This is a genomic window from Mycobacterium shinjukuense (assembly GCF_010730055.1).
Lineage (GTDB): Bacteria > Actinomycetota > Actinomycetes > Mycobacteriales > Mycobacteriaceae > Mycobacterium > Mycobacterium shinjukuense.
Map to the genome: position 1 here is coordinate 2327407 of NZ_AP022575.1, position 17600 is coordinate 2345006.

At 67.4% G+C, this 17600-nt stretch carries 21 protein-coding genes and 3 pseudogenes; 5 read left to right on the forward strand and 19 right to left on the reverse strand.

Annotated features, from left to right (window positions below):
• Positions 1-202 precede the first annotated feature (202 nt).
• From vapC21 to G6N20_RS10420, 8 genes and pseudogenes are all read right to left on the reverse strand, one after another.
• On the reverse strand, positions 203-619 hold the full coding sequence (vapC21, locus tag G6N20_RS10385; protein ID WP_083050160.1) for a type II toxin-antitoxin system toxin ribonuclease C21: 417 nt from the start codon (positions 617-619) through the stop codon (positions 203-205).
• Complete coding sequence (locus G6N20_RS10390; RefSeq protein ID WP_083050180.1) at positions 616-831, reverse strand: type II toxin-antitoxin system VapB family antitoxin; 216 nt, start codon at positions 829-831, stop codon at positions 616-618. Before G6N20_RS10390 ends, vapC21 begins: the two co-directional genes overlap by 4 nt.
• 74 nt (positions 832-905) lie before the next feature.
• Positions 906-1301 (reverse strand): type II toxin-antitoxin system VapC family toxin, encoded by a 396-nt coding sequence (locus G6N20_RS10395; RefSeq protein ID WP_083050159.1) that lies wholly within the window; start codon positions 1299-1301, stop codon positions 906-908.
• Positions 1298-1581, reverse strand: a pseudogene (locus tag G6N20_RS10400) (type II toxin-antitoxin system VapB family antitoxin). The gene G6N20_RS10395 and the pseudogene G6N20_RS10400 overlap by 4 nt, the downstream one beginning before the upstream one ends.
• Positions 1559-2641 carry a restriction endonuclease subunit S gene (locus tag G6N20_RS10405; protein ID WP_083050178.1) on the reverse strand — a complete coding sequence of 361 codons (1083 nt, stop codon included), beginning with the start codon at positions 2639-2641 and terminating at the stop codon, positions 1559-1561. Before G6N20_RS10405 ends, G6N20_RS10400 begins: the two are co-directional and overlap by 23 nt.
• Positions 2641-2790, reverse strand: coding sequence for a hypothetical protein (locus G6N20_RS10410; RefSeq protein WP_232065326.1), 150 nt, complete (start codon positions 2788-2790; stop codon positions 2641-2643). The genes G6N20_RS10405 and G6N20_RS10410 overlap by 1 nt, the downstream gene beginning before the upstream one ends.
• 262 nt (positions 2791-3052) lie before the next feature.
• Complete coding sequence (locus tag G6N20_RS10415; protein WP_083050156.1) at positions 3053-3538, reverse strand: dihydrofolate reductase; 486 nt, start codon at positions 3536-3538, stop codon at positions 3053-3055.
• A 61-nt stretch (positions 3539-3599) separates the two neighbouring features.
• Positions 3600-4400, reverse strand: coding sequence for a thymidylate synthase (locus tag G6N20_RS10420; RefSeq protein ID WP_083050153.1), 801 nt, complete (start codon positions 4398-4400; stop codon positions 3600-3602).
• A 262-nt stretch (positions 4401-4662) separates the two neighbouring features.
• Between G6N20_RS10420 and G6N20_RS10425 the strand changes: the two genes are divergently transcribed.
• Both G6N20_RS10425 and G6N20_RS10430 read left to right on the forward strand, forming a co-directional pair.
• Entirely contained in the window at positions 4663-5403 is a 741-nt protein-coding gene (locus G6N20_RS10425; RefSeq protein WP_083050149.1) for a dienelactone hydrolase family protein, read from the forward strand.
• Positions 5404-5997, forward strand: a pseudogene (locus G6N20_RS10430) (acyl-CoA dehydrogenase family protein); the annotation flags it as partial.
• Here G6N20_RS10430 and G6N20_RS21215 read toward each other — a convergent pair.
• From G6N20_RS21215 to G6N20_RS10450, 5 genes and pseudogenes are all read right to left on the reverse strand, one after another.
• Positions 5989-6201 (reverse strand): annotated as a pseudogene (locus tag G6N20_RS21215) (acyl-CoA dehydrogenase family protein); the annotation flags it as partial. The pseudogenes G6N20_RS10430 and G6N20_RS21215 sit on opposite strands and share 9 nt — an antisense overlap.
• A gap of 37 nt (positions 6202-6238) precedes the next feature.
• A complete protein-coding gene (locus G6N20_RS10435; protein WP_083050175.1) occupies positions 6239-7021 on the reverse strand; it encodes an SDR family oxidoreductase in 783 nt (260 codons plus the stop codon).
• Between the two features lie 255 nt (positions 7022-7276).
• Positions 7277-8455, reverse strand: coding sequence for a PPE family protein (locus G6N20_RS10440; RefSeq protein WP_083050147.1), 1179 nt, complete (start codon positions 8453-8455; stop codon positions 7277-7279).
• A gap of 35 nt (positions 8456-8490) precedes the next feature.
• Positions 8491-9294: a PPE family protein, SVP subgroup gene (locus G6N20_RS10445; RefSeq protein ID WP_083050145.1), complete on the reverse strand. Its 804-nt coding sequence runs from the start codon at positions 9292-9294 to the stop codon at positions 8491-8493.
• A 377-nt stretch (positions 9295-9671) separates the two neighbouring features.
• Positions 9672-10289, reverse strand: a complete 618-nt coding sequence (locus tag G6N20_RS10450; protein ID WP_083050142.1) for a hypothetical protein — start codon at positions 10287-10289, stop codon at positions 9672-9674.
• 396 nt (positions 10290-10685) lie between these two features.
• On the opposite strand from G6N20_RS10450, the gene G6N20_RS10455 reads away from it, so the two are divergent.
• Positions 10686-10991, forward strand: coding sequence for a hypothetical protein (locus G6N20_RS10455; protein ID WP_083050140.1), 306 nt, complete (start codon positions 10686-10688; stop codon positions 10989-10991).
• A 13-nt stretch (positions 10992-11004) separates the two neighbouring features.
• On the opposite strand, the gene G6N20_RS10460 is transcribed toward G6N20_RS10455, so the two are convergent.
• The 3 genes from G6N20_RS10460 to dapB are packed head-to-tail and all read right to left on the reverse strand — an operon-like array spanning position 11005 to position 12637.
• Complete coding sequence (locus G6N20_RS10460; RefSeq protein ID WP_083050138.1) at positions 11005-11457, reverse strand: flavodoxin family protein; 453 nt, start codon at positions 11455-11457, stop codon at positions 11005-11007.
• Entirely contained in the window at positions 11454-11903 is a 450-nt protein-coding gene (locus G6N20_RS10465; protein ID WP_083050135.1) for a tetratricopeptide repeat protein, read from the reverse strand. Before G6N20_RS10465 ends, G6N20_RS10460 begins: the two co-directional genes overlap by 4 nt.
• A complete protein-coding gene (gene dapB, locus G6N20_RS10470) occupies positions 11900-12637 on the reverse strand; it encodes a 4-hydroxy-tetrahydrodipicolinate reductase (RefSeq protein WP_083050133.1) in 738 nt (245 codons plus the stop codon). The genes G6N20_RS10465 and dapB overlap by 4 nt, the downstream gene beginning before the upstream one ends.
• A 379-nt stretch (positions 12638-13016) precedes the next feature.
• On the opposite strand from dapB, the gene G6N20_RS10475 reads away from it, so the two are divergent.
• The gene (locus G6N20_RS10475) at positions 13017-14390 is read left to right on the forward strand and encodes an HNH endonuclease signature motif containing protein (RefSeq protein ID WP_083050131.1); all 1374 of its coding nucleotides are present in this window, start codon (positions 13017-13019) and stop codon (positions 14388-14390) included.
• Between the two features lie 34 nt (positions 14391-14424).
• Positions 14425-14970, forward strand: coding sequence for a GNAT family N-acetyltransferase (locus G6N20_RS10480; RefSeq protein ID WP_083050128.1), 546 nt, complete (start codon positions 14425-14427; stop codon positions 14968-14970).
• Positions 14971-15108: 138 nt separating this feature from the next.
• Here G6N20_RS10480 and G6N20_RS10490 read toward each other — a convergent pair whose 3' ends face one another.
• Genes G6N20_RS10490 through aldR form a run of 3 tightly spaced genes read right to left on the reverse strand, consistent with a single transcriptional unit; the run spans position 15109 to position 17599 of the window.
• The gene (locus G6N20_RS10490; protein ID WP_083050126.1) at positions 15109-16572 is read right to left on the reverse strand and encodes a flavin-containing monooxygenase; all 1464 of its coding nucleotides are present in this window, start codon (positions 16570-16572) and stop codon (positions 15109-15111) included.
• A 20-nt stretch (positions 16573-16592) separates the two neighbouring features.
• Positions 16593-17054, reverse strand: coding sequence for an SRPBCC family protein (locus G6N20_RS10495; RefSeq protein WP_083050124.1), 462 nt, complete (start codon positions 17052-17054; stop codon positions 16593-16595).
• Positions 17055-17083: 29 nt separating this feature from the next.
• A complete protein-coding gene (gene aldR, locus G6N20_RS10500; protein ID WP_083050121.1) occupies positions 17084-17599 on the reverse strand; it encodes an HTH-type transcriptional regulator AldR in 516 nt (171 codons plus the stop codon).
• Between the last annotated feature and the right edge of the window lies 1 nt (position 17600).

A 17600-nucleotide genomic window follows, 5' to 3' on the forward strand; every position in this document is an offset into this window, starting at 1 on the left:
CTCGTCGGCTCACCTCGCACTCGCCCTGCAGCTGCGAGCCGTTGGGCTTCATCACACACCATCACCGGCATGCTCCATCGCTACCGTTCGAGTCCAGCGGCAGCCAGCTCGTTGATCACTGCCGCCAGCACATTGGGCGACGGACTCGGCCATATCGCCCGACCCGCCGATGCGTGCCTGCGAGAAAACGATCGCGGGCGACTCATGCCGTTCCTGGGGGCACCACCCATTCCACGGGTTGCCGTGTGATGCCAGCGATGCGTTCGAAGTCTTGATCGTAGTGCATGACCGATATGCCGTGATGCTCGGCGACCGCCGCGATAATCAAGTCCGGGATCTTGACCGAGCGATGAAATCCCTTGTCGGTCAATGCTTCTTGGATCTCCCATGCGCGATCCCACACCGCGTCGGGGGTGTTGACGTATTCGAGCGCGTCACGCCGGTAGGTGCCCAGTGTTCGATGGTCCTCGCGGGAGCGCGCCGAGACTCCGAACTCGAGATCGGTAATGCCACACCGGGCCAGTAGACCGCGTTCCATCAACGGTTCCAAGCGATGTCGGACCGCGGGGATGTGAGCGCGGTACACCGCTGATTTGTCGAGCAAAAAGCGAGTGGTCATGCCGTGTTCGCTGGGTGGCCGTCTCGCCACATTGTGTCGACCAGGGCTTCGTCCTCGATTCCGGTTGCGTTCTCGGCCATCCGGTTCATGAGCGAGCGGGCGGCGCTGGCTCGCAGCGCGGCCCTTAGGGCGGCATGCACGGTGTCTTTCTTTGTCGTGGTACCGAGTTCCTTGGCGGCCCGAGCAAGCAGGTCGTCATCGATGTCGATCATGGTTCGAGTCACACCTAGAGAGCATACCAAGAACACATATCATTAATGCATATATCGGATGTGTCCGCGGGGACTCAGGCGCACGCCGGTCGGATGTCGGTGTGGGTGAAGTCATCACCGCGAAAGAGCAGCGGCTCCCCGGTGACCTGGGCCAGGGCGTAGCTGTAGGTATCGCCGAGGTTGAGACGGGCCGGATGGCCGCTGCCACGGCCGTAGTCGCGAAACGCCTGCGCGGCCACGCGGGCCTGGTCGGCGTCGACGGCTTCGATATGGATTCCGTAGTCGCCCAGCAAACGGTCCACCAGTCGAGAGATCTCCGGCCGGTCCCGCCGCTGCATGATCGCGCACAGTTCGACGTAGTTGGGCGCGGACATTCGGGAGTTCGGTGAGCGCTCCAGCGCATCCTTGAGCGCCGGCGCGCCCGATTCACCGCTCACGATGGCGACGATGGCCGACGTGTCGACGATCACCGCGGTAAACCGCTGTCATCGTAGAGGTCGACTTCGTATCGCCGAAGCGCGCGCTTGTCGTCGTCGCTGAGCAGCTTGTCGAGGTCACGCAGGGTCTCGTCCGCCGCGGCACGCCGGGACTCGGCGCGTGCAATGTCCTCGCGGTCCAATTCCGAGAGGCGGCGCGCGACGGCGTCCTCGATCGTCGCCGTCTGGTTGGTGCCGTGCGCGCGGCCAGTTCACGTACCAGCGCAACGGTGCGCTGGCTCTTGATGTTGCTACCGGCTAGCGGGTAGACCATCCATCCCGGACATCAACAGTGGAAGCAGCGCATCGCGGCACGACGCCAGGCGCGCGGATTCGATCCGCCGCCCATGACACAGCGCACCCAGGCTCGCTATCACGGCTGCTTGTCCGGCGGTCAACCGACGCACATCGCGCACCCGAACCCGCAGGAGTTCGCGCGGCTGGATTCGTTGGCGGCTTCCCGTCATGCCCGCGACCAGTTGCCGCAGTGTTGCCAGGACATCGGGTTGTCGCAACGCCGCCCACACGGCTGAGGTGTCGACGCCAAGTGGCCGCAGCACGACGAACTCCGTACTTGCCAACGCCATTTCCGACGGCAGGCTGGTGACGTTCCAGACTCGCGGGATGCGCGGATTCAACTTCGGAAACAACACACACGGCTCCGACAGGACGAACTTTGCGCTCCTGATCGTTCGCCCGGCGACGCGACTGGGCTGGGCGCCGCCATCGAATGCCGAAAAACTGTAATGAGCGACGCGGTCAGCGAACTTCTCCGGATCAAGACACGCGGTTGACCTCTTTGCCAGGCTGGACAACGGCACGTGCTCAGAGAGCTGCCCGACGATCGCAAGCATCAACGCCTCGGCGGCTTCGATGACCCGGTCGTTAGCGGCTATCTTGTCGTCGAAGGCGCCCAGAACCTCGCCGACACGAGGGCGGTCAGGCGCGGCGACGGCCGGGATTGACACGTTGCGCAGAACGCTCTGACTCAGCAGCGGCTGTCCCGATCCGGCGCGATGTCGATTGAGCCCGAGACCCAGGAGCGCGTAATACCAATATCGCGTCTCCTCGGGCTTCTTGGCCCGACACACCAGCGCGTTGTCGGTTACCCACGCAGCGGAATCGCAATAGCGCAAGCTACCGCAATACGAACCGACGCGGCCGACGACGATCAGCGGGCCACGGGCGTTGTGTTCGGCCGCGTATCCGATGACCCCGTTGGCGCCGTAGACGGGGTAGCGACCGCCGGACTCCCGCACTGGCGAAGCACGTCCATTGGAGAAATCGAGATGATCCCCCAGCCTTACCTTTTCGACTCTTTCGACGCCAGTCATCAGCTGACCCGCTTGGCGGCCGAGCGGCGCTCCCCGGCCAGATCGCCCCGGGTGCCGACGCTGATTCCACACAGCTCCAACCAGGACGCCATCGACGCCAGCCCACCGGCCAGCGCGACGGCCACCCGGCGGGCCTGCGCGGCGCTCATGAGCGGGGCGCCGCGACGATGCAGAGCGAAGCGATGAGGAGGAGCGGCGCTCATGAGCAGGCGCCGCGACGATGCAGAGCAAAGCGATGAGGAGGAGCGGCGCTCATGAGCAGGCGCCGCGACGATGCAGAGCAAAGCGATGAGGAGGAGCGGCGCTCATGAGCAGGCGCCGCGACGATGCAGAGCAAAGCGATGAGGAGGAGCGGCGCTCATGAGCAGGCGCCGCGACGATGCAGAGCAAAGCGATGAGGAGGAGCGGCGCTCATGAGCGGTAGTAGCTGTGCAACCGGTATCGCAACCCGGACCGACTGATCAGCCACTCCCCCGTCTCGGCCAGCCAGGTGTCGTCGAGTACCGGGGCCAACGCGTCGCCGTCGTCTCGGGGCAGGTCGATGTCGACCTCGGTGACCTCACATCTGCTGGCCCGCGGCAGGGCCAGCGCATAGATTTGCGCCCCGCCGATCACCCAGGTCTCCGGCCCGGTCAGGGCCGCCTCAAGTGAACCGACCACCTGGGCCCCGGGTGCCACGAAGTCAGTTTGGCGGCTCAGTACGACATTTCGCCGTCCGGACAGCGGCCGGGCGCCGGGCGGCAAGGAGTCCCAGGTCCGCCGGCCCATCACCACGGTGTGACCCATGGTGACCCGTTTGAAGTGGGCCAGGTCTTCGGGCACCCGCCAGGGGATGTCGCCGCCGCGGCCGATGACACCGGACGTCGACTGGGCCCAGATCAGGCCCAGCTCTGTCATATGCGCCCCTGTTTGATCCCGGCTTGAAAGCTGTCCGAGCCGGCGTCGTCGTCGGCACGCGTCATACGGCGACGGGGGCTTTGATCGCCGGGTGTGGGTCGTAGTTCTTCACGACGATGTCCTCGTACGTGTAGTCGAAGAGGGAATCCCTCTGCGCGAGAAACAGTTTCGGATACGGCCGCGGTTCGCGGCTGAGCTGGAGCCGCACCTGCTCGACGTGGTTGTCGTAGATGTGGCAATCCCCGCCGGTCCAGACGAACTCGCCGACATCAAGACCTGCCTGGGCGGCCATCATGTGGGTGAGCACGGCGTAGCTGGCGATGTTGAACGGCACGCCCAGAAACAGGTCGGCGCTGCGCTGGTAGAGCTGGCAGCTCAGCCGGCCGTCGGCGACATAGAACTGGAAGAAGGCGTGACACGGCGGCAGCGCCATCCGCGGGATGTCGCCGACGTTCCAGGCCGACACGATGATGCGCCGGGAATCCGGGTCGGTGCGCAGCAATTCCAGCGCGGCGCTGATCTGGTCGATGTGCTCACCCGACGGGGTTGGCCACGATCGCCATTGCACCCCGTAAATCGGACCGAGATCGCCGGTGTCACTGGCCCATTCGTCCCAGATGCTGACGCCATGCTGCCGTAGCCAGCCGACGTTGGAGTCGCCGCGCAAAAACCACAGCAACTCATACACCACGGACTTGAAATGAACCTTCTTGGTGGTCAGCAACGGGAAGCCAGCCGAGAGGTCGTAGCGGATCTGCTGGCCGAACAGGCTGCGGGTCCCGGTGCCGGTGCGATCGGATTTGGTCGCACCCGTTTCGAGTACCAGGCGCAGCAGGTCTTCGTAGGGCGTCGCGATCGGCACGCGGCCAGCTTAGCGGCGATCGCAAGCGCGGCGAAGCCGGGCGCGGCGGGTCGACGCCAACAAATCTCGCGGCGATCGCAAGCGCGGCGAAGCCGGGCGCGGCGGGTCGACGCCAACAAATCTCGCGGCGATCGCAAGCGCGGCGAAGCCGGGCGCGGCGGGTCGACGCCAACAAATCTCGCGGCGATCGCAAGCGCGGCGAAGCCGGGCGCGGCGGGTCGACGCCAACAAATCTCGCGGCCACAGGAGTACAACGGAGGCCATGCCGAACATCACCGACCGCGTCACCACTCCCGACGGCAGCTGTGCCGTGCGGTTCTTCACCCCCGACGGCCCGGGGCCGTGGCCCGGTGTGGTCATGTTTCCCGACGCGGGCGGGGTGCGCGACACCTTCGACCGGATGGCCGCCAAACTGGCCGGGTTCGGTTATGCGGTGCTGCTTCCCGACGTGTATTACCGCCAGGGCCACTGGCAGCCGTTCGACATGGCAACCGCGTTCGGCGACCCGCACGAGCGGGCGCGGCTGATGTTCATGATCGGCACGCTGACGCCGGACCGGATCACCCGCGACGCCGACGCCTACTTCGACTACCTGGCCGCTCGCCCGGAGGTGGCCGGCGACCGCTTCGGCGTGTGCGGCTATTGCATGGGCGGGCGGATCTCGGTCCGGCTGGCGGGCCGTCTGCCGGAACGCGTGGCCGCCGTGGCGTCCTTTCACGGCGGCGGCCTGGTGACCGACAGCCCGGACAGCCCGCATCTGCTGGCAGACCGGATGAGGGCCACGGTGTACATCGGCGGCGCCCAGAACGACCCGTCGTTCACCGCCGACCACGCCGAACAGGTGGAGAAGGCGCTGACGGCGGCCGATGTGCCGCATCGGATCGAGTGGTATCAAGCCGACCACGGTTTCGCGGTCCCGGACAACCCGCCCTATGACGAGGCCGCCGACGAACGGCATTGGGCGGCGATGACGGAGGTCTTCGGTGCGGCGCTGGCCCGTTAGCCCGGCGTGGACCGCGACACCACCGCAGTAGGCCTGCGCCAGAGCCGCCGCCACGGCCGCGCGGTCCGCGATGCGCATCACCCGGAGGACTGGATCGTCAGCGGCCAGAAGGTGTGGACGTCCATGGCGCAACACGCGCAGTTGGCGATCCTGGTCGCAACGCACCGATCCGAACGTGCCCAAGCACGCTAGCGTGACGCACTTCTTGTACGACATGACGCAACCGGGTATCGAGATTCGGCCGCTACACCAGATAACCGGTGAGGCGGAGTTCAACGAGGTGTTCCTCACAGACGTCCGGGTGCCCGACGCGAACCGGCCCGGCCCGGAGGGGGGCGGCTGGCGGGTTGCGGCCACCACCCTCAACAACGAGCGCCTGGCCATCGCCGCGGCTGTGGGTCGAAGCCGAGGTGCTGCGGCTCACCGGTGAACGGTTGCGCTAGCAGGCCGCCACCGGTCAGCCCGGCTGCGGAAGGCGCCGGCATGAAGGTGGCCTTCGCCCGTCTGGCACAACAGATCTCGGGTATCGAACTGGAACTGCACCCGGAAACCGGCCTGCACTACGACGACTGGACGCTGCGCAGGCCCGACACGGCCGCCGGCCGGCGGCGCACCCGCGGCGGACAGTTGCGCCTCAACCTGCGCCTGCAATGAACGCGGCAGCCCGAGCCCGCCGCTGCCCAGCGGAAAGTGTACCCACGCCAGCCCCCCCGCGTCGAACCGTTCTCCGAGGAAGACCCGCGTCCCGGTGGTCGCCGGGTCGTGTTCGGCGAGCAGCGCCCGCACCCGCGCGTTCAGCTCCGCGCCGGTGCCGTCGGGGCGTTGTGCGAAGTGCTCACCGTGCGCTTTCCGGTTGGGCGCGAAAACCCGCCGCGCTGCCCAGTAGCAGACCGCCGTCGATCACCATCGTCTCGCCGGTGATCCAGCTCGCGTCGTCGGACACCAGGAACGCCACCGCTTTGGCCACGTCGACGGGTTCACCGATGCGTCCCATCGCGATGGTCGCCGCCAGCGGATCCTCGTGGTCCTTCCAGAGCGCCTCGGCGAGTCTGGTGCGCACCACGCCGGGGCAGATCGCGTTGACCCGGATGCGCGGTGAAAGTTCCAGCGCCAGTTGTTTGGTGACGTGAATCAACGCGGCCTTGGTCGCGTTGTACAGGCCCATGGCGGGCGCTTGATGCATGCCGCCGATCGATGCGGTGTTGACCACCGCGCCGCCGTGTTCGCCCATCCATGCCTTGACCACGAGCGAGGTCCACATCAGCGGCGCCCACAGGTTGACGTCGAAGATCTTGGCGAAGCGAGCGTGGTCCTGCTCGATCAGCGGACCGTATGCGGGGTTGGTCCCCGCGTTGTTGATCAGGATGTCCACGCTGCCGAAACGCTGCAGCGCGAGGTCGACGCAAGCCCGGGCGGCATCCTCGTCGACCGCGTGTGCGCCGACGCCCACCGCCCCTTCGCCGACTTGGGCGGCGGCGTTTTCGGCAGCCTCCTGCTTGCGGGCGGTGAGCACCACGTGGGCACCCGCCTCGGCCAGGCGTTGCGAGATCGCCAGCCCGATTCCCCTCGAGGCGCCGGTGATTATCGCGGTACGGCCGGTCAGATCCCGTGAGGACATTGTGGTACGCCTTCTGTCGCGTTCGTGGCCGGACCCGCAGGGCACGCATCCACCTGGCATGCGAATGTTAGCGAGGGCGACCGCGATGAAACCACCGGCGGCGGCCGTCGTCACCGAGGCCGTCTCCGCGGCCGCCGACACCGTCGGCTTCCGCGTAGACCACAGCCGTCTGGACACCCGATTATGGTGCCGGTGGCGATGACTTGCGCCGTTTGTGACGGTGCCGGCGTCGCCGCCGATGCCTCGTTGTCGCCATCAGACGACGACCTGTTTGGGCATCACGATGGGCTTGAAGCCATAGCGCGGCCCGGCGTAGGCACCCGCGCCCTTGGCGGCCGCGGCCATCCCAGGCATCCCCGCGATCACCCCGGCATCCTCGGGAACGGCCCATCCGCTGCCCTCCAACGCCGTGGCACCGGAGGTCATTGCGGGTGCGGCCGTTGACCAACTCGCCGGGACCGACAGGCCGCCGACCGAGGCGGCCTCGCCCAGACCCGCCGACACCGCGGCTCCGCCCAAGCCGGCTGGCGTCACCGTGGGTGCCAATCCCGCCGCTCCCGCAGCCGCCGGTGCTACAGCAGCGGCGGCGGCCTCGGCGGATGCCGGTGCGGCGCCGGCAAGGACGTGGTGAAGGAGCACGGCGTTCGCGATGCCGGCCATGACAAACCAGGCCGCGGTGTTGACCGCGCCGTTGATGGCGTTTTGCACAAACGGAATCCCAAGCAGGGCTTCGATGTCCTGGATGATTCCGCCCAACCCCGTCGCCTGGGCGGCCGACGCGACCGGGGATGCGAGCCCCATCACCGCGTTGGGCAGGTTGGCGATCAGGTTCCCCAGGCCCACCTGCTGGACGGTGCTGGCCGCGACGGCCTGGCTGACCGCGGCGGCTTGGCCGGCCAGCCCGGCCGGGTTGATGGTCTGCCACGGCGTGGTCAACGGGTTCAACATTCCAGCGGCCGCCGAGGAGGCCGCGTAGCCGTACATCGCCAGCGCGTCTTGGGCCCACATCTCGGCGTAGTGGGCCTCGGTGGCCATGATCGCCGGCGTGTTTTGACCCAGCACGTTGGTCGCCACCAGTGCGGCCAGCAGGGCCCGGTTGGCCGCGACCTCGGCCGGGGGCACAGTCAAGGCGAACGCCGTCTCGTAGGCGGCCGCCGATGCCAGGGCCTGCGAACCCGCGTGCGCCGCGGCCTCGGCGGTGTAGGTCAACCAGGCCAAGAACGGCTGGGCCGCGGCGGCCATCGCCAACGACGCGGGACCCAACCACTGCTCGGTGGTCAGCTGCGTGATCACCGACTCGAAGGAGGATGCCGTGGCGCTCAACTCGACGGCAATGGCGTTCCACGCGGCCGCCGCGGCCATCATCGGCGCCGCGCCCGCGCCGATGTACATGCGCGCGGAGTTGATCTCCGGGGGTAATGCTCCGAAATCCATTGTTATCCCTTTTCTTGAGATGGTTCGCCGGGTGCTTAGACGGCCGCGGGTTTTGGCATGACGATGGGCTTGATGCCATAGCGCGGCGCGCCGAAGCCCGCGCGGGTGCGTGTGCCCGAGGCCAGCGCCGGCGCCCCGGGAAGGGCCGTGACCCGGCCGGCTTCCGGTGCGGCAGCGGTCCAGCCCGCGCCCTGCAGCACGCCCGCGCCGGTGCCCGACGCCGCCGGTCCGACCCAACTGGGCGGCGCCGCCACTGCGCCGATCGACGATGCCTGGCCCAGGCCAGCCGCGAACGGCGCCTGGCCGAGCGCTGCCGCCCCACCCGCCGCGGTCGCCGCTCCTTCGACGGCTTCGACGGCAGCCACCTCGTTACCGACCTCGGTGGCAACAAGACCGCCGCCCGTCAACGCGAGCAGGTCCGACGCGGCCGAGCCCCAGTTCCCAACCCCGATGTTGACAATGTTGGCGAGATTGGACAGCCAACTGGGGATCTGCCCAGGGGCGGCGGCGAGGATGCTCGAGAGGCCAGACAAGGGGGACGCGGCCGCCGACGAGTTCGCTGCTTCGGTGGCGGCGTATGTCCCGGCGCTGACCTGCAGGGTGTTGACGAACATCTCGTACAGGGCCGTGGCTTCGGCGCTGACCTGTTGGTACAGGGTGCCGTACGCGGTGAAGAGCGACGCCTGCAGCGCGGATACCTCGTCGGCGGCCGCGGGAAACACTCCTGTGGTGGTCGGGGCCGCCGAGGCCGCGTTCTGGGCGGTCATCGCCGAGCCGATGGCGGCCAGCTTGCCCGCCGCGGCGGCCAGCTCTTCGGGCTGTGTGGTCAGGAATGACATCGATTGCTCCTCGCGTTGCGAATGTGCCCACCTGCACTGGCGGAACGATAACTGTGTGGTTGCTAATCAGTTCCTGTGTGTTTGCTGATTAGACCCTGTGGATTGAGATCAGGTTAGCGATCCGCACCCGCCCACCGCCGATCGAGAGGCGCCAGTACTAAATCCATTTACGGCTTATTTACGTCGGCGTGGGTGGTTTTAACACGGTTTTGTGTGCATGTGATGGAAGCTGCCAGGAATGCGCGCGTGGGCACGCCGCGGGGTCTACGGGCACTGCGCTATCGGACGGTCATTGCCGTCATCGCGCGGCGGGACCCCCACCGGACCTGTTTGCGGAGTCGGGAGCGGCCTCCTCGTAGGTCCGGCCCGACTTGATGTCAGCAATGGGCGAGTGCGCTGATCTTGTTCACCTGGCGTTCCATCGCCGCCGCCAAGAGGTCACGCAACGGCGAATCGGGCGTAAGCCCCATCGCCTCGAAACTGGTGGCGGCTTCCTCGGTCTCGTCGACGGCCTCGGCCCCGACGAGCGACAACCAATCATTTTGGGACTTCCCCGGCGCACGATAGAGCATGGCCAAGATCAGCGAATCGTAGATCGTCATCTGGTCCAAGATGCTGCTCAGCGGTGCGTCGGGGGAGGCAGTGACGATCACCGGATCGCCACCAGCCGTCGTGTTGGCGAAGAACCAGTCACGGTCCTCGGGGTAGGAGGTGATCTGACGCCGCACGTCGCTGAGAACTCCATTAAAGTTGGGATGGTCGATCGGCAGGCGCATCCAGATGCCCAGGTTGCCAATCTCGCGTTCGACGTACTCACGAACCTCAGGCAAGACATCGGTGTCGAGTGAGAACGCCAGCGCGTCGCGGTACTCAGCGCGCGCTTCGTCCAGACACTTGCCCCCGCCGATGATGCTCTCTGGCATTGAGTAGAACTGCCACTCTGGGTCATGGGCAGGGTCGAGGCGGTAGATGACGGTTTGCGCCGGCAGCGTCATCAGCTCACCTCACTTCGCGCTTCGGCCTCGGTGAGACCGATGTCTTCAATTAAGACACGCCGGACGTTACTCCCGCTAACGTCGGCATTGTCATGGTATGCGAATGTGAATTCTCTGTTCCGTCCTCGATACTGCCGGTGGCTGCCTGACCTGTGGATAGGTGACCCGCAATGCTTCTCGATAATGCGCGCCAGCCTTGACCCGCGCAACGACGGCCACCGTTCAGCCACAGGTGGCCCGCCGCCGAGATTTCCCATTGAGTCACAACGCGGATGATAGCTATGCCGCGGGTCGAACTGGCGCATTTGTGTCGGGGCTATCGTGCCGGTGCCGGATCATGGTGGCATGACGTTGCGGCTGACGGTGTAGAACTCCCGCGCTGACTGGCGGGCGCCGATGGCCAAGGTTCTGGCGCTAATCGATGACGCGCACGTTCTCCCGAACAACGACTCACCCAGAGGGGCGCGATCTCTCCCGATCCTCGCCGAGGAGGAACTGGCCTGCGCAAAGGTTCTGTACGACACCGCCGTTCACGCCTGGCAGGGCAACGCCGAGACCGTCGAGTTAATGAAGGCGTCGGGTACCGCGGGCAGTGATGACAGCGTGCAAGCCCCGCACACGATGGTTCTGCCGCACGCCCATCCCAACCCCTGGGCCGAGTTCACCGAGCAACTAAACCGCCCCAACGACGAGGACGGCTGACCGGGCGGGCATATCAGCCCATCAACGTCGCGGCGACCGTCGCGCCGAGGTTCCAGCACGCCTCGACATCCGCCTTGGTCGGCTTGCCCATCACCACAACCGTTTCCGCCGCCTTCACCCAGCCCAGCCCAGCGGTGATGCCGTCGATGGCGCGCTCGGCTCCCTCGGTGCCCTCATTGCCGTGCAGGTAGACACCGAACGGACGCCCGCGCGTCGAGTCGAGCAGCTGGTAATAGGCGCAGTCGAAGGCGTGTTTCAGGGCACCGCTGAGGTACCCGAGGTTGGCCGGGGTGCCCAAAATGTAGCCGTCGGCCTCCAGCATCTCGACCGGCGAGACCGTCAGCGCCGGCCGTCGCACGACCTGCACGCCCTCGATCTCGGGGTCGGTCGCCCCGGCGATCACCGCCTCGAACATCTCCTGGCAATGCGGCGACGGGGTGTGGTGCACCACCAGCAGCGTGGTCATTGGCGCGCCTGCAGCTCGACGGCCGTCTTCATGGCTTCCCGCGCGCGCCGGCGATCCCCCGCGTAGTCGTAGGCCCGCGCCAGCCGGTACCAGCGGCGCCAGTCATTTGGGTCACGTTCCAACTCGGTGCGCACGGTGCCGAACAGCGCGTCGGCCGCGTGCCGCTCGATGCGGCCCGACGGGCGCCGCGGCAGCGCGCTGACGTCGAGTTCCATGCCATCCTTTGCGATCAGCTGGGCCAGCCTCTGGTGGGCGAACCCGGCGCGCAGGGTGGCGATCATGGCCCATAGCCCGATGCCGGGCATGATCAGCAGGGCCAGCCCCAGGCCGATGGCCGCCCCCCGGCCCGAGGCGATCATGGCGACGGCGAGCCGGCCCAGCATGACGAAGTAGACCAGCATCGCCGCGCACATGAACGCGGTGAGCAATTGGATGCGCACGCTCATCGCAGATCGAGCAGGGGCTCGAGGCCGACGGTCAGGCCGGGTCGTTCGCGGATGCGGCGCACCGCCAACAGCACACCGGGCACAAACGAGGTGCGGTCGAGGCTGTCGTGGCGGATGGTCAGCGTCTCTCCCGTGGTGCCGAACAGCACCTCCTGGTGAGCCACCAGTCCGGCCAGCCGCACGGCGTGCACCGGGATGCCGTCGACGTCGGCGCCACGGGCCCCGGGCAGGCTGGTGCTGGTGGCATCGGGGTTGGGCGGCAAGCCCTTTCGGGCCTCCGCGATCAGTTTCGCGGTCCGCGCAGCGGTGCCGGATGGGGCGTCGGCCTTGTACGGGTGATGTAGCTCGATGACCTCGGCCGAGTCGAAAAACGGCGCGGCCCGTTTGGCGAAATGCATGCACAGCACCGCCCCGATCGCGAAGTTGGGCGCGATCAGCACTGCGGTGTTGGGCTTTTCGGCTAGCCAGCACTCCACCTGGCGCAGGCGCTCCTCGGTGAAGCCCGTGGTACCCACCACGGCATGAATCCCGTTGTCGATCAAGAACTTCAGATTGCCCATCACCACGTCGGGATGGGTGAAGTCGATGACGACCTCGGTGTGGGCGTCGGTCAGCAGGCTCAGCGGATCACCGGCGTCCACCTCCGCGGACAGGGTCAGATCCTCGGCGGCTTGCACAGCCGCGACCATCGTCGTCCCGACTTTGCCCTTGGCTCCCAGCACGCCTACCCGCATGGGTGAAGCCTACTGCGACCGCAGTTTCGGGCTGTAGCTGGCACTTTGGGCGCAATTGTGGGCCATCGACGATGGCGGCGTGCTCCGTAAGGAGCCAGCGATGCCCGTCCTCGTCCACACCGTCCTTGCCGGACCGCGGGCCGTCGGGCCACCGCTCACCGGTCGCGGGGCCGATCCGGGTCCCCCATCGTCGGCGGCGGGCGCCTTCTGGTCGCGCGTTCGTCGCGGGTTCGACGTCGCCCGTTCGTCGCGGGTTCGACGGCACGCGTCATCCCGTCGCGCCGGGCGGGCGCGGCCAGGTTTATCCACAGTTGGGTGTCTATCCACAGCCGGTCGCTGCGCGGTGATGTCTGCGGGCTGGCCGCGCTATTGTTCGAACATGAGTTCGATGACGGTAGCCGCGCCGCCGCAGGTGGCCGCCGCGTTCGACGCCCTGGATGCGGCCGTGGCCGCAATCGGGCAACTGCACCTTGATGTCCTTGAGCCCGCGGTGCGGCTGCGCGCGCTGGAACGCCTGGAAACCTCGCGCCGACGCCAGATCGCGGTCAGCCACGACATGATCGCCAGCCTGGAACGCGAGGATCCCGCTGACATCGGCGGCCCGGCCCACAAGGTGATCGCCGACTGGCTGCGCATCAGCTGTGCGGAGGCCCGCCGCCGGCTGCGCGACGTCACCGAGCTGTCCCCGCGGGTGACGCTGACCGGTCAACAGCTGCCCCCGCACCTGCCGGCCACCGCACAGGCCTGGCGCGCGGGCCTGCTCGACGGGCAGCACCTGCGGGTGATCCAGACCTTTGTTCACGACCTGCCCGAGGCCACACCCGCCGACACCGTCGCGCGCGCCGAACGTTTCCTGGCCCACCACGCTACCCAACTCCGCCCCGACCAGCTGGAAAAAGTCGCCCACCGGTGCGCGTTGCTGATCAACCCGGACGGGAAGTTCTCCGACGCCGACCGCGCTCGCCAGCGCGGCTTCAGCTGGTGCGCTCAGCGACCCGATGGCATGAGCATTGGCAAGCTAATCGCCACCCCCGAGCTGCGCGCCAACCTCGATGCCTGGCTGGCGCGCTTCGCCGCCCCCGGCATGTGCAACCCCGACGACCAGAAGCCCTGCGTCGACGGCCAACCCGCCGACGACGCCGCCCGCAGTGACCGGCGCAGCCCCGCCCAGCGCCAACACGACGCCCTCAACGCGCTGGTCCGCGGCCAGCTCGGCGACCCCAAACTCGGCGCCCACAACGGACTACCGGTCACCGTCATCGTCTCCACCACGCTGGCCGAGCTGACCTCCGCCGCCGGGCGCGCGGTCACCGGCGGCGGCACTCTACTGCCCATGGCCGACCTGATCCGCATGGCCAGCCACGCCTACCACTATCTGGCCATTTTCGACGAACACCAAAGTCGCCCACTGTATCTGGGCCGAACCCGCCGCATTGCCTCACCCGACCAGCGGGTGGTGCTCTACGCCCAGGATCGCGGCTGCACCCACCCCGGCTGTGACGTCCCCGGCTACTGGTGCCAAGTCCACCACACCGACGACTGGGCCACCGGCGGCCGCACCGACATCGACAAGCTCACCTTCGCCTGCACACCCAACCACCAACTCGCCGGACAAGGATGGCGGACCACCAAACGCCCCGACGGCCGCACCGAATGGATCCCCCCAACCCGACTCGACCACGGCCAACCCCGCACCAACGATTACCACCACCCCGAACGCCTGTTCAACGACGAGGAACGAGCTGGCCCGTAACGCTGCGCCCGCACCACCGCGTATCTAGGCTTGGATGATTCCAGGCGCAACCGGCGGAGGTGCTCAGGTGAAACCCGGCGACATCCGGATCCGGGAGGCCAAACCGGCCGATTTCGCCAAGGTCGCGAAGATGCACTATCCGGTGTGGCGACAGTCCTGGACCGGAATCCTGGAAGCGCATGTCCTCGACATGCTCGCGCAGCCGAATCGCTGGGCCACAGAGCTCTACCCGCAAACCCTCAACCGCCGCGGGTGGGCCATGTGGATCGCCGAGTCGGGCGGCCAGACACTCGGCATGACCATGTTCGGGCCGGACCCGGCAAGGCTTGACGAAATTCAAATCGACGCGCTCTACATCGCAGAGCACAGCCAACGACACGGCATCGGTGGCCGCCTGCTCACCAAAGCCCTGCGCTCGAATCCCTCAGACGACGTGATCCTGTGGTGCGCGGAGAAAAATCACAAAGCCCGCAGCTTCTACGAGAAGAAGAACTTCGAACTTGACGGCCGCACCTTCGCGTGGAAACCCCTGCCCGGCGTCAGTGTGGCCCACGTGGGCTACCGGCTTAGGCGTCGATGACCACCCGCCCGCCCTTCGCCCGCGATACACAGACCAGCATCTCGTCGTCACCCTCGGCGATGCGCCCGCGACGATCCAGACGTGCAGCACCCGCCTCGATCGCGCGAGTTCCAGCTCGACGGGAACGCCGTCGGCCGCTCAGCCGGCCGCGGTGCGCACACGCAGGTGGTAATGCCCGGGATCGGGGTTGGCCAGCATGGCGCGGTGCTTGGCCGGCGTGAACGGCCACACCTCGGGCACCCCGTCCTTACCCAGATACCAGCTGTCGCAGCCGGTGGTCCACACGGTGTTGGGCATCGCGGCGCGCAGTTCGGCGTTGAACGTCTCGGTCGCCGCCGTTGTCGGCTCCACCGTGTCGAATTCGCGTCGGCGCCACCGTTGGATCCACCGCAGGATGTGCTCGGCCTGCGATTCGGCGACCGCCGTGAGCGCGAAATTGCCCACCGGGCTGTGCGGGCCCAGCATCATAAAGAAGTTCGGAAACCCCGGCATCGCGACGGTCTGGTGAGCGCGTGGACCGTCGCGCCACACGTCCTCGGCCACGATGCCGTCGCGGCCGATCAGTTGCATCGGCCGAAAGAACGCGTGGCTGTCGAAGCCGGTGGCCAGCACGATGACGTCCGCCTCGTGCAACACGCCGTCCGCGGTCACGATGCCCCGGCGTTCCACGTGGTCGATGCCGGCGGTGACCAGCTCGGCGTTGTCGCGCTGGATCGCCCGGTAAAACCCGCCGGACATCACCAGCCGTTTGCACATCGGCGTGTAGTCGGGGGTCAGCGCCCGCCGCAACGCCGGGTCGCGCACCTTGCGCAGCCCGGCGCGACACAGCGCGCCCATCAGCTTTCGCCGCAAGCCGGGCTGGGTCACCGCGGCCGCGAAGGTCTCAAACATGTGGCCGTACACCCGGTAGGCCAACCGATCAAGCCACGGAACGGCCCGATGGGTGAGGCGGGTGAATCGCGAGTACCGCGGGTTGGGCAGCCGCAGCACCCACTGAGCGGTGCGCTGAAACAGCATGACCGTGCCCGCCACGTCGACGAGACCACACACCAGCTGGATGCCGGTGGATCCGGTGCCGATCACCGCGATGCGCCGCCCCCGCAGCCGCACGCCGTGGTCCCAACGCGCAGAGTGAAAGACGTCGCCGCCGAAGTCGTCCAACCCGGCGATCGATGGCACCCGGGGATGATGCAGCACCCCGGTCGCCGAGATGAGAAAGTCGACCGACGCCTGGGTGCCCGCGTCGCTGCGCAACACCCAACGACCATCCTCGAATCGGGCGCTGACGATTTCGGTGCCGAACCGAATCCGGTCGCGCAGCGCGAAACGGTCCGCCACGTCGCACAGGTAGGCCTGGATTTCACCGCCGGGCGAGAACAGATGCGTCCAGTCCGGGTTGGTGGCGAAGCTGTACTGATAGAACCGCGACGGAACGTCACAACTCAGGCCGGGATAGGTGTTCTCCCGCCACGTCCCGCCCACCTCGTGCGCCTTCTCGTAGATGGTGACATCGTCAATGCCATTGCGCAGCAGCGCGATTGCGACGCACAAGCCGGACATGCCGGCCCCCACCACCGCCACGGCTGGGTCACGTGTGGTCATGCGCGCCGCGGGTCTGTTCGCTATCCGGTCTCGACGCGCTGTTTGAGGCGCTGCAGGGTGAGCCGGATGTGGTCGGCGTTGGCGGCCGCGCGATCGGCGACGCCGGTGGCCCTGGCGGCGATGGTGCGGAACCAGCCGGGGCGCCGATCCCAGGTGCTCTCGGTGACCCGGCAGCCCCCGTCGGCCGCGACGATGTCGTATTGCCAACGCGAGATCGGGATGACCCCGCTGCGCACCTCGAACGCGAACATGCGGCCCGGTTCCGCGTCGGTGACGGTGCATTTCGTCCGCCAGCGCTTGCCGTTGTTCTCGTTGTGGCCGACGAACACCGCCCCCGGACGGATCGCCTCGCCGGTGCGCAACTCCATCGCCACGGCTTCCTCGGCCAGCGACGCCAACGTCGACAGGTCGGTGATGAGCTCATACACCCGATCGGGACTGGCGTTGATCTCCACCGTAGCGGTCGCGGACGGCTCGGTCATTGTCTGATCATAGCCAGGCCCAAACGAGCCTAGATGGGCGCGGCCCCACGCAGATGCTCGAAGATCAGCGACGTCTGGGTGCCCGCGACGTCGGCGTCGGCGTTGAGGTTTTCCACCACGAACGAGCGCAGGTCCTCGGTGTCGCGGGCGGCGACGTGCAGGATGAAATCGTCGGCGCCGGCCAGGAAATAGACGTCCATCACCTGACGCATCCGGCGGACCTGCTGGATGAAGCTGCGGATCTTCCCGCGGGCGTTGGACTGCAGGTTGACCGCGATCATCGCCTGCAGCGGCAAACCGACCGCGGCCGGGTCGATGTCGGTGTAGAACCCGCGGATCACGCCGAGCTCCAGCAATCGCCGGACCCTGCCGTGGCACGTTGACGGCGCCACGCCCACCGCCTCCGCGAGCGCGCTGTTGGTGATCCGGGCATCGCCATGCAGCAGGCTCAGAATGCTGCGATCCAGGTCATCAAGGTCGGCGGGCCGAACATCCTTCGACGGCTCCCCCGGCCGGCCCGCAGGTTTCGGCGACTTAACAGCCATA

Bases quoted from the DNA above. Each gene is read 5' to 3' on its own strand.
- dapB (WP_083050133.1), bottom strand. From the start codon at position 12,637: ATGCGGGTAGGCGTGCTGGGAGCCAAGGGCAAAGTCGGGACGACGATG.
- G6N20_RS10440 (WP_083050147.1), bottom strand. From the start codon at position 8,455: ATGGATTTCGGAGCATTACCCCCGGAGATCAACTCCGCGCGCATGTAC.
- G6N20_RS10415 (WP_083050156.1), bottom strand. From the start codon at position 3,538: ATGACAGAGCTGGGCCTGATCTGGGCCCAGTCGACGTCCGGTGTCATC.
- G6N20_RS10455 (WP_083050140.1), top strand. From the start codon at position 10,686: ATGGCCAAGGTTCTGGCGCTAATCGATGACGCGCACGTTCTCCCGAAC.
- G6N20_RS10425 (WP_083050149.1), top strand. From the start codon at position 4,663: ATGCCGAACATCACCGACCGCGTCACCACTCCCGACGGCAGCTGTGCC.
- G6N20_RS10450 (WP_083050142.1), bottom strand. From the start codon at position 10,289: ATGACGCTGCCGGCGCAAACCGTCATCTACCGCCTCGACCCTGCCCAT.
- vapC21 (WP_083050160.1), bottom strand. From the start codon at position 619: ATGACCACTCGCTTTTTGCTCGACAAATCAGCGGTGTACCGCGCTCAC.
- G6N20_RS10405 (WP_083050178.1), bottom strand. From the start codon at position 2,641: ATGACTGGCGTCGAAAGAGTCGAAAAGGTAAGGCTGGGGGATCATCTC.
- G6N20_RS10390 (WP_083050180.1), bottom strand. From the start codon at position 831: ATGATCGACATCGATGACGACCTGCTTGCTCGGGCCGCCAAGGAACTC.
- G6N20_RS10490 (WP_083050126.1), bottom strand. From the start codon at position 16,572: ATGACCACACGTGACCCAGCCGTGGCGGTGGTGGGGGCCGGCATGTCC.
- G6N20_RS10460 (WP_083050138.1), bottom strand. From the start codon at position 11,457: ATGACCACGCTGCTGGTGGTGCACCACACCCCGTCGCCGCATTGCCAG.
- G6N20_RS10465 (WP_083050135.1), bottom strand. From the start codon at position 11,903: ATGAGCGTGCGCATCCAATTGCTCACCGCGTTCATGTGCGCGGCGATG.
- G6N20_RS10480 (WP_083050128.1), top strand. From the start codon at position 14,425: ATGATTCCAGGCGCAACCGGCGGAGGTGCTCAGGTGAAACCCGGCGAC.
- aldR (WP_083050121.1), bottom strand. From the start codon at position 17,599: ATGGCTGTTAAGTCGCCGAAACCTGCGGGCCGGCCGGGGGAGCCGTCG.
- G6N20_RS10475 (WP_083050131.1), top strand. From the start codon at position 13,017: ATGAGTTCGATGACGGTAGCCGCGCCGCCGCAGGTGGCCGCCGCGTTC.
- G6N20_RS10435 (WP_083050175.1), bottom strand. From the start codon at position 7,021: ATGTCCTCACGGGATCTGACCGGCCGTACCGCGATAATCACCGGCGCC.
- G6N20_RS10410 (WP_232065326.1), bottom strand. From the start codon at position 2,790: ATGAGCGCCGCGCAGGCCCGCCGGGTGGCCGTCGCGCTGGCCGGTGGG.
- G6N20_RS10445 (WP_083050145.1), bottom strand. From the start codon at position 9,294: ATGTCATTCCTGACCACACAGCCCGAAGAGCTGGCCGCCGCGGCGGGC.
- G6N20_RS10495 (WP_083050124.1), bottom strand. From the start codon at position 17,054: ATGACCGAGCCGTCCGCGACCGCTACGGTGGAGATCAACGCCAGTCCC.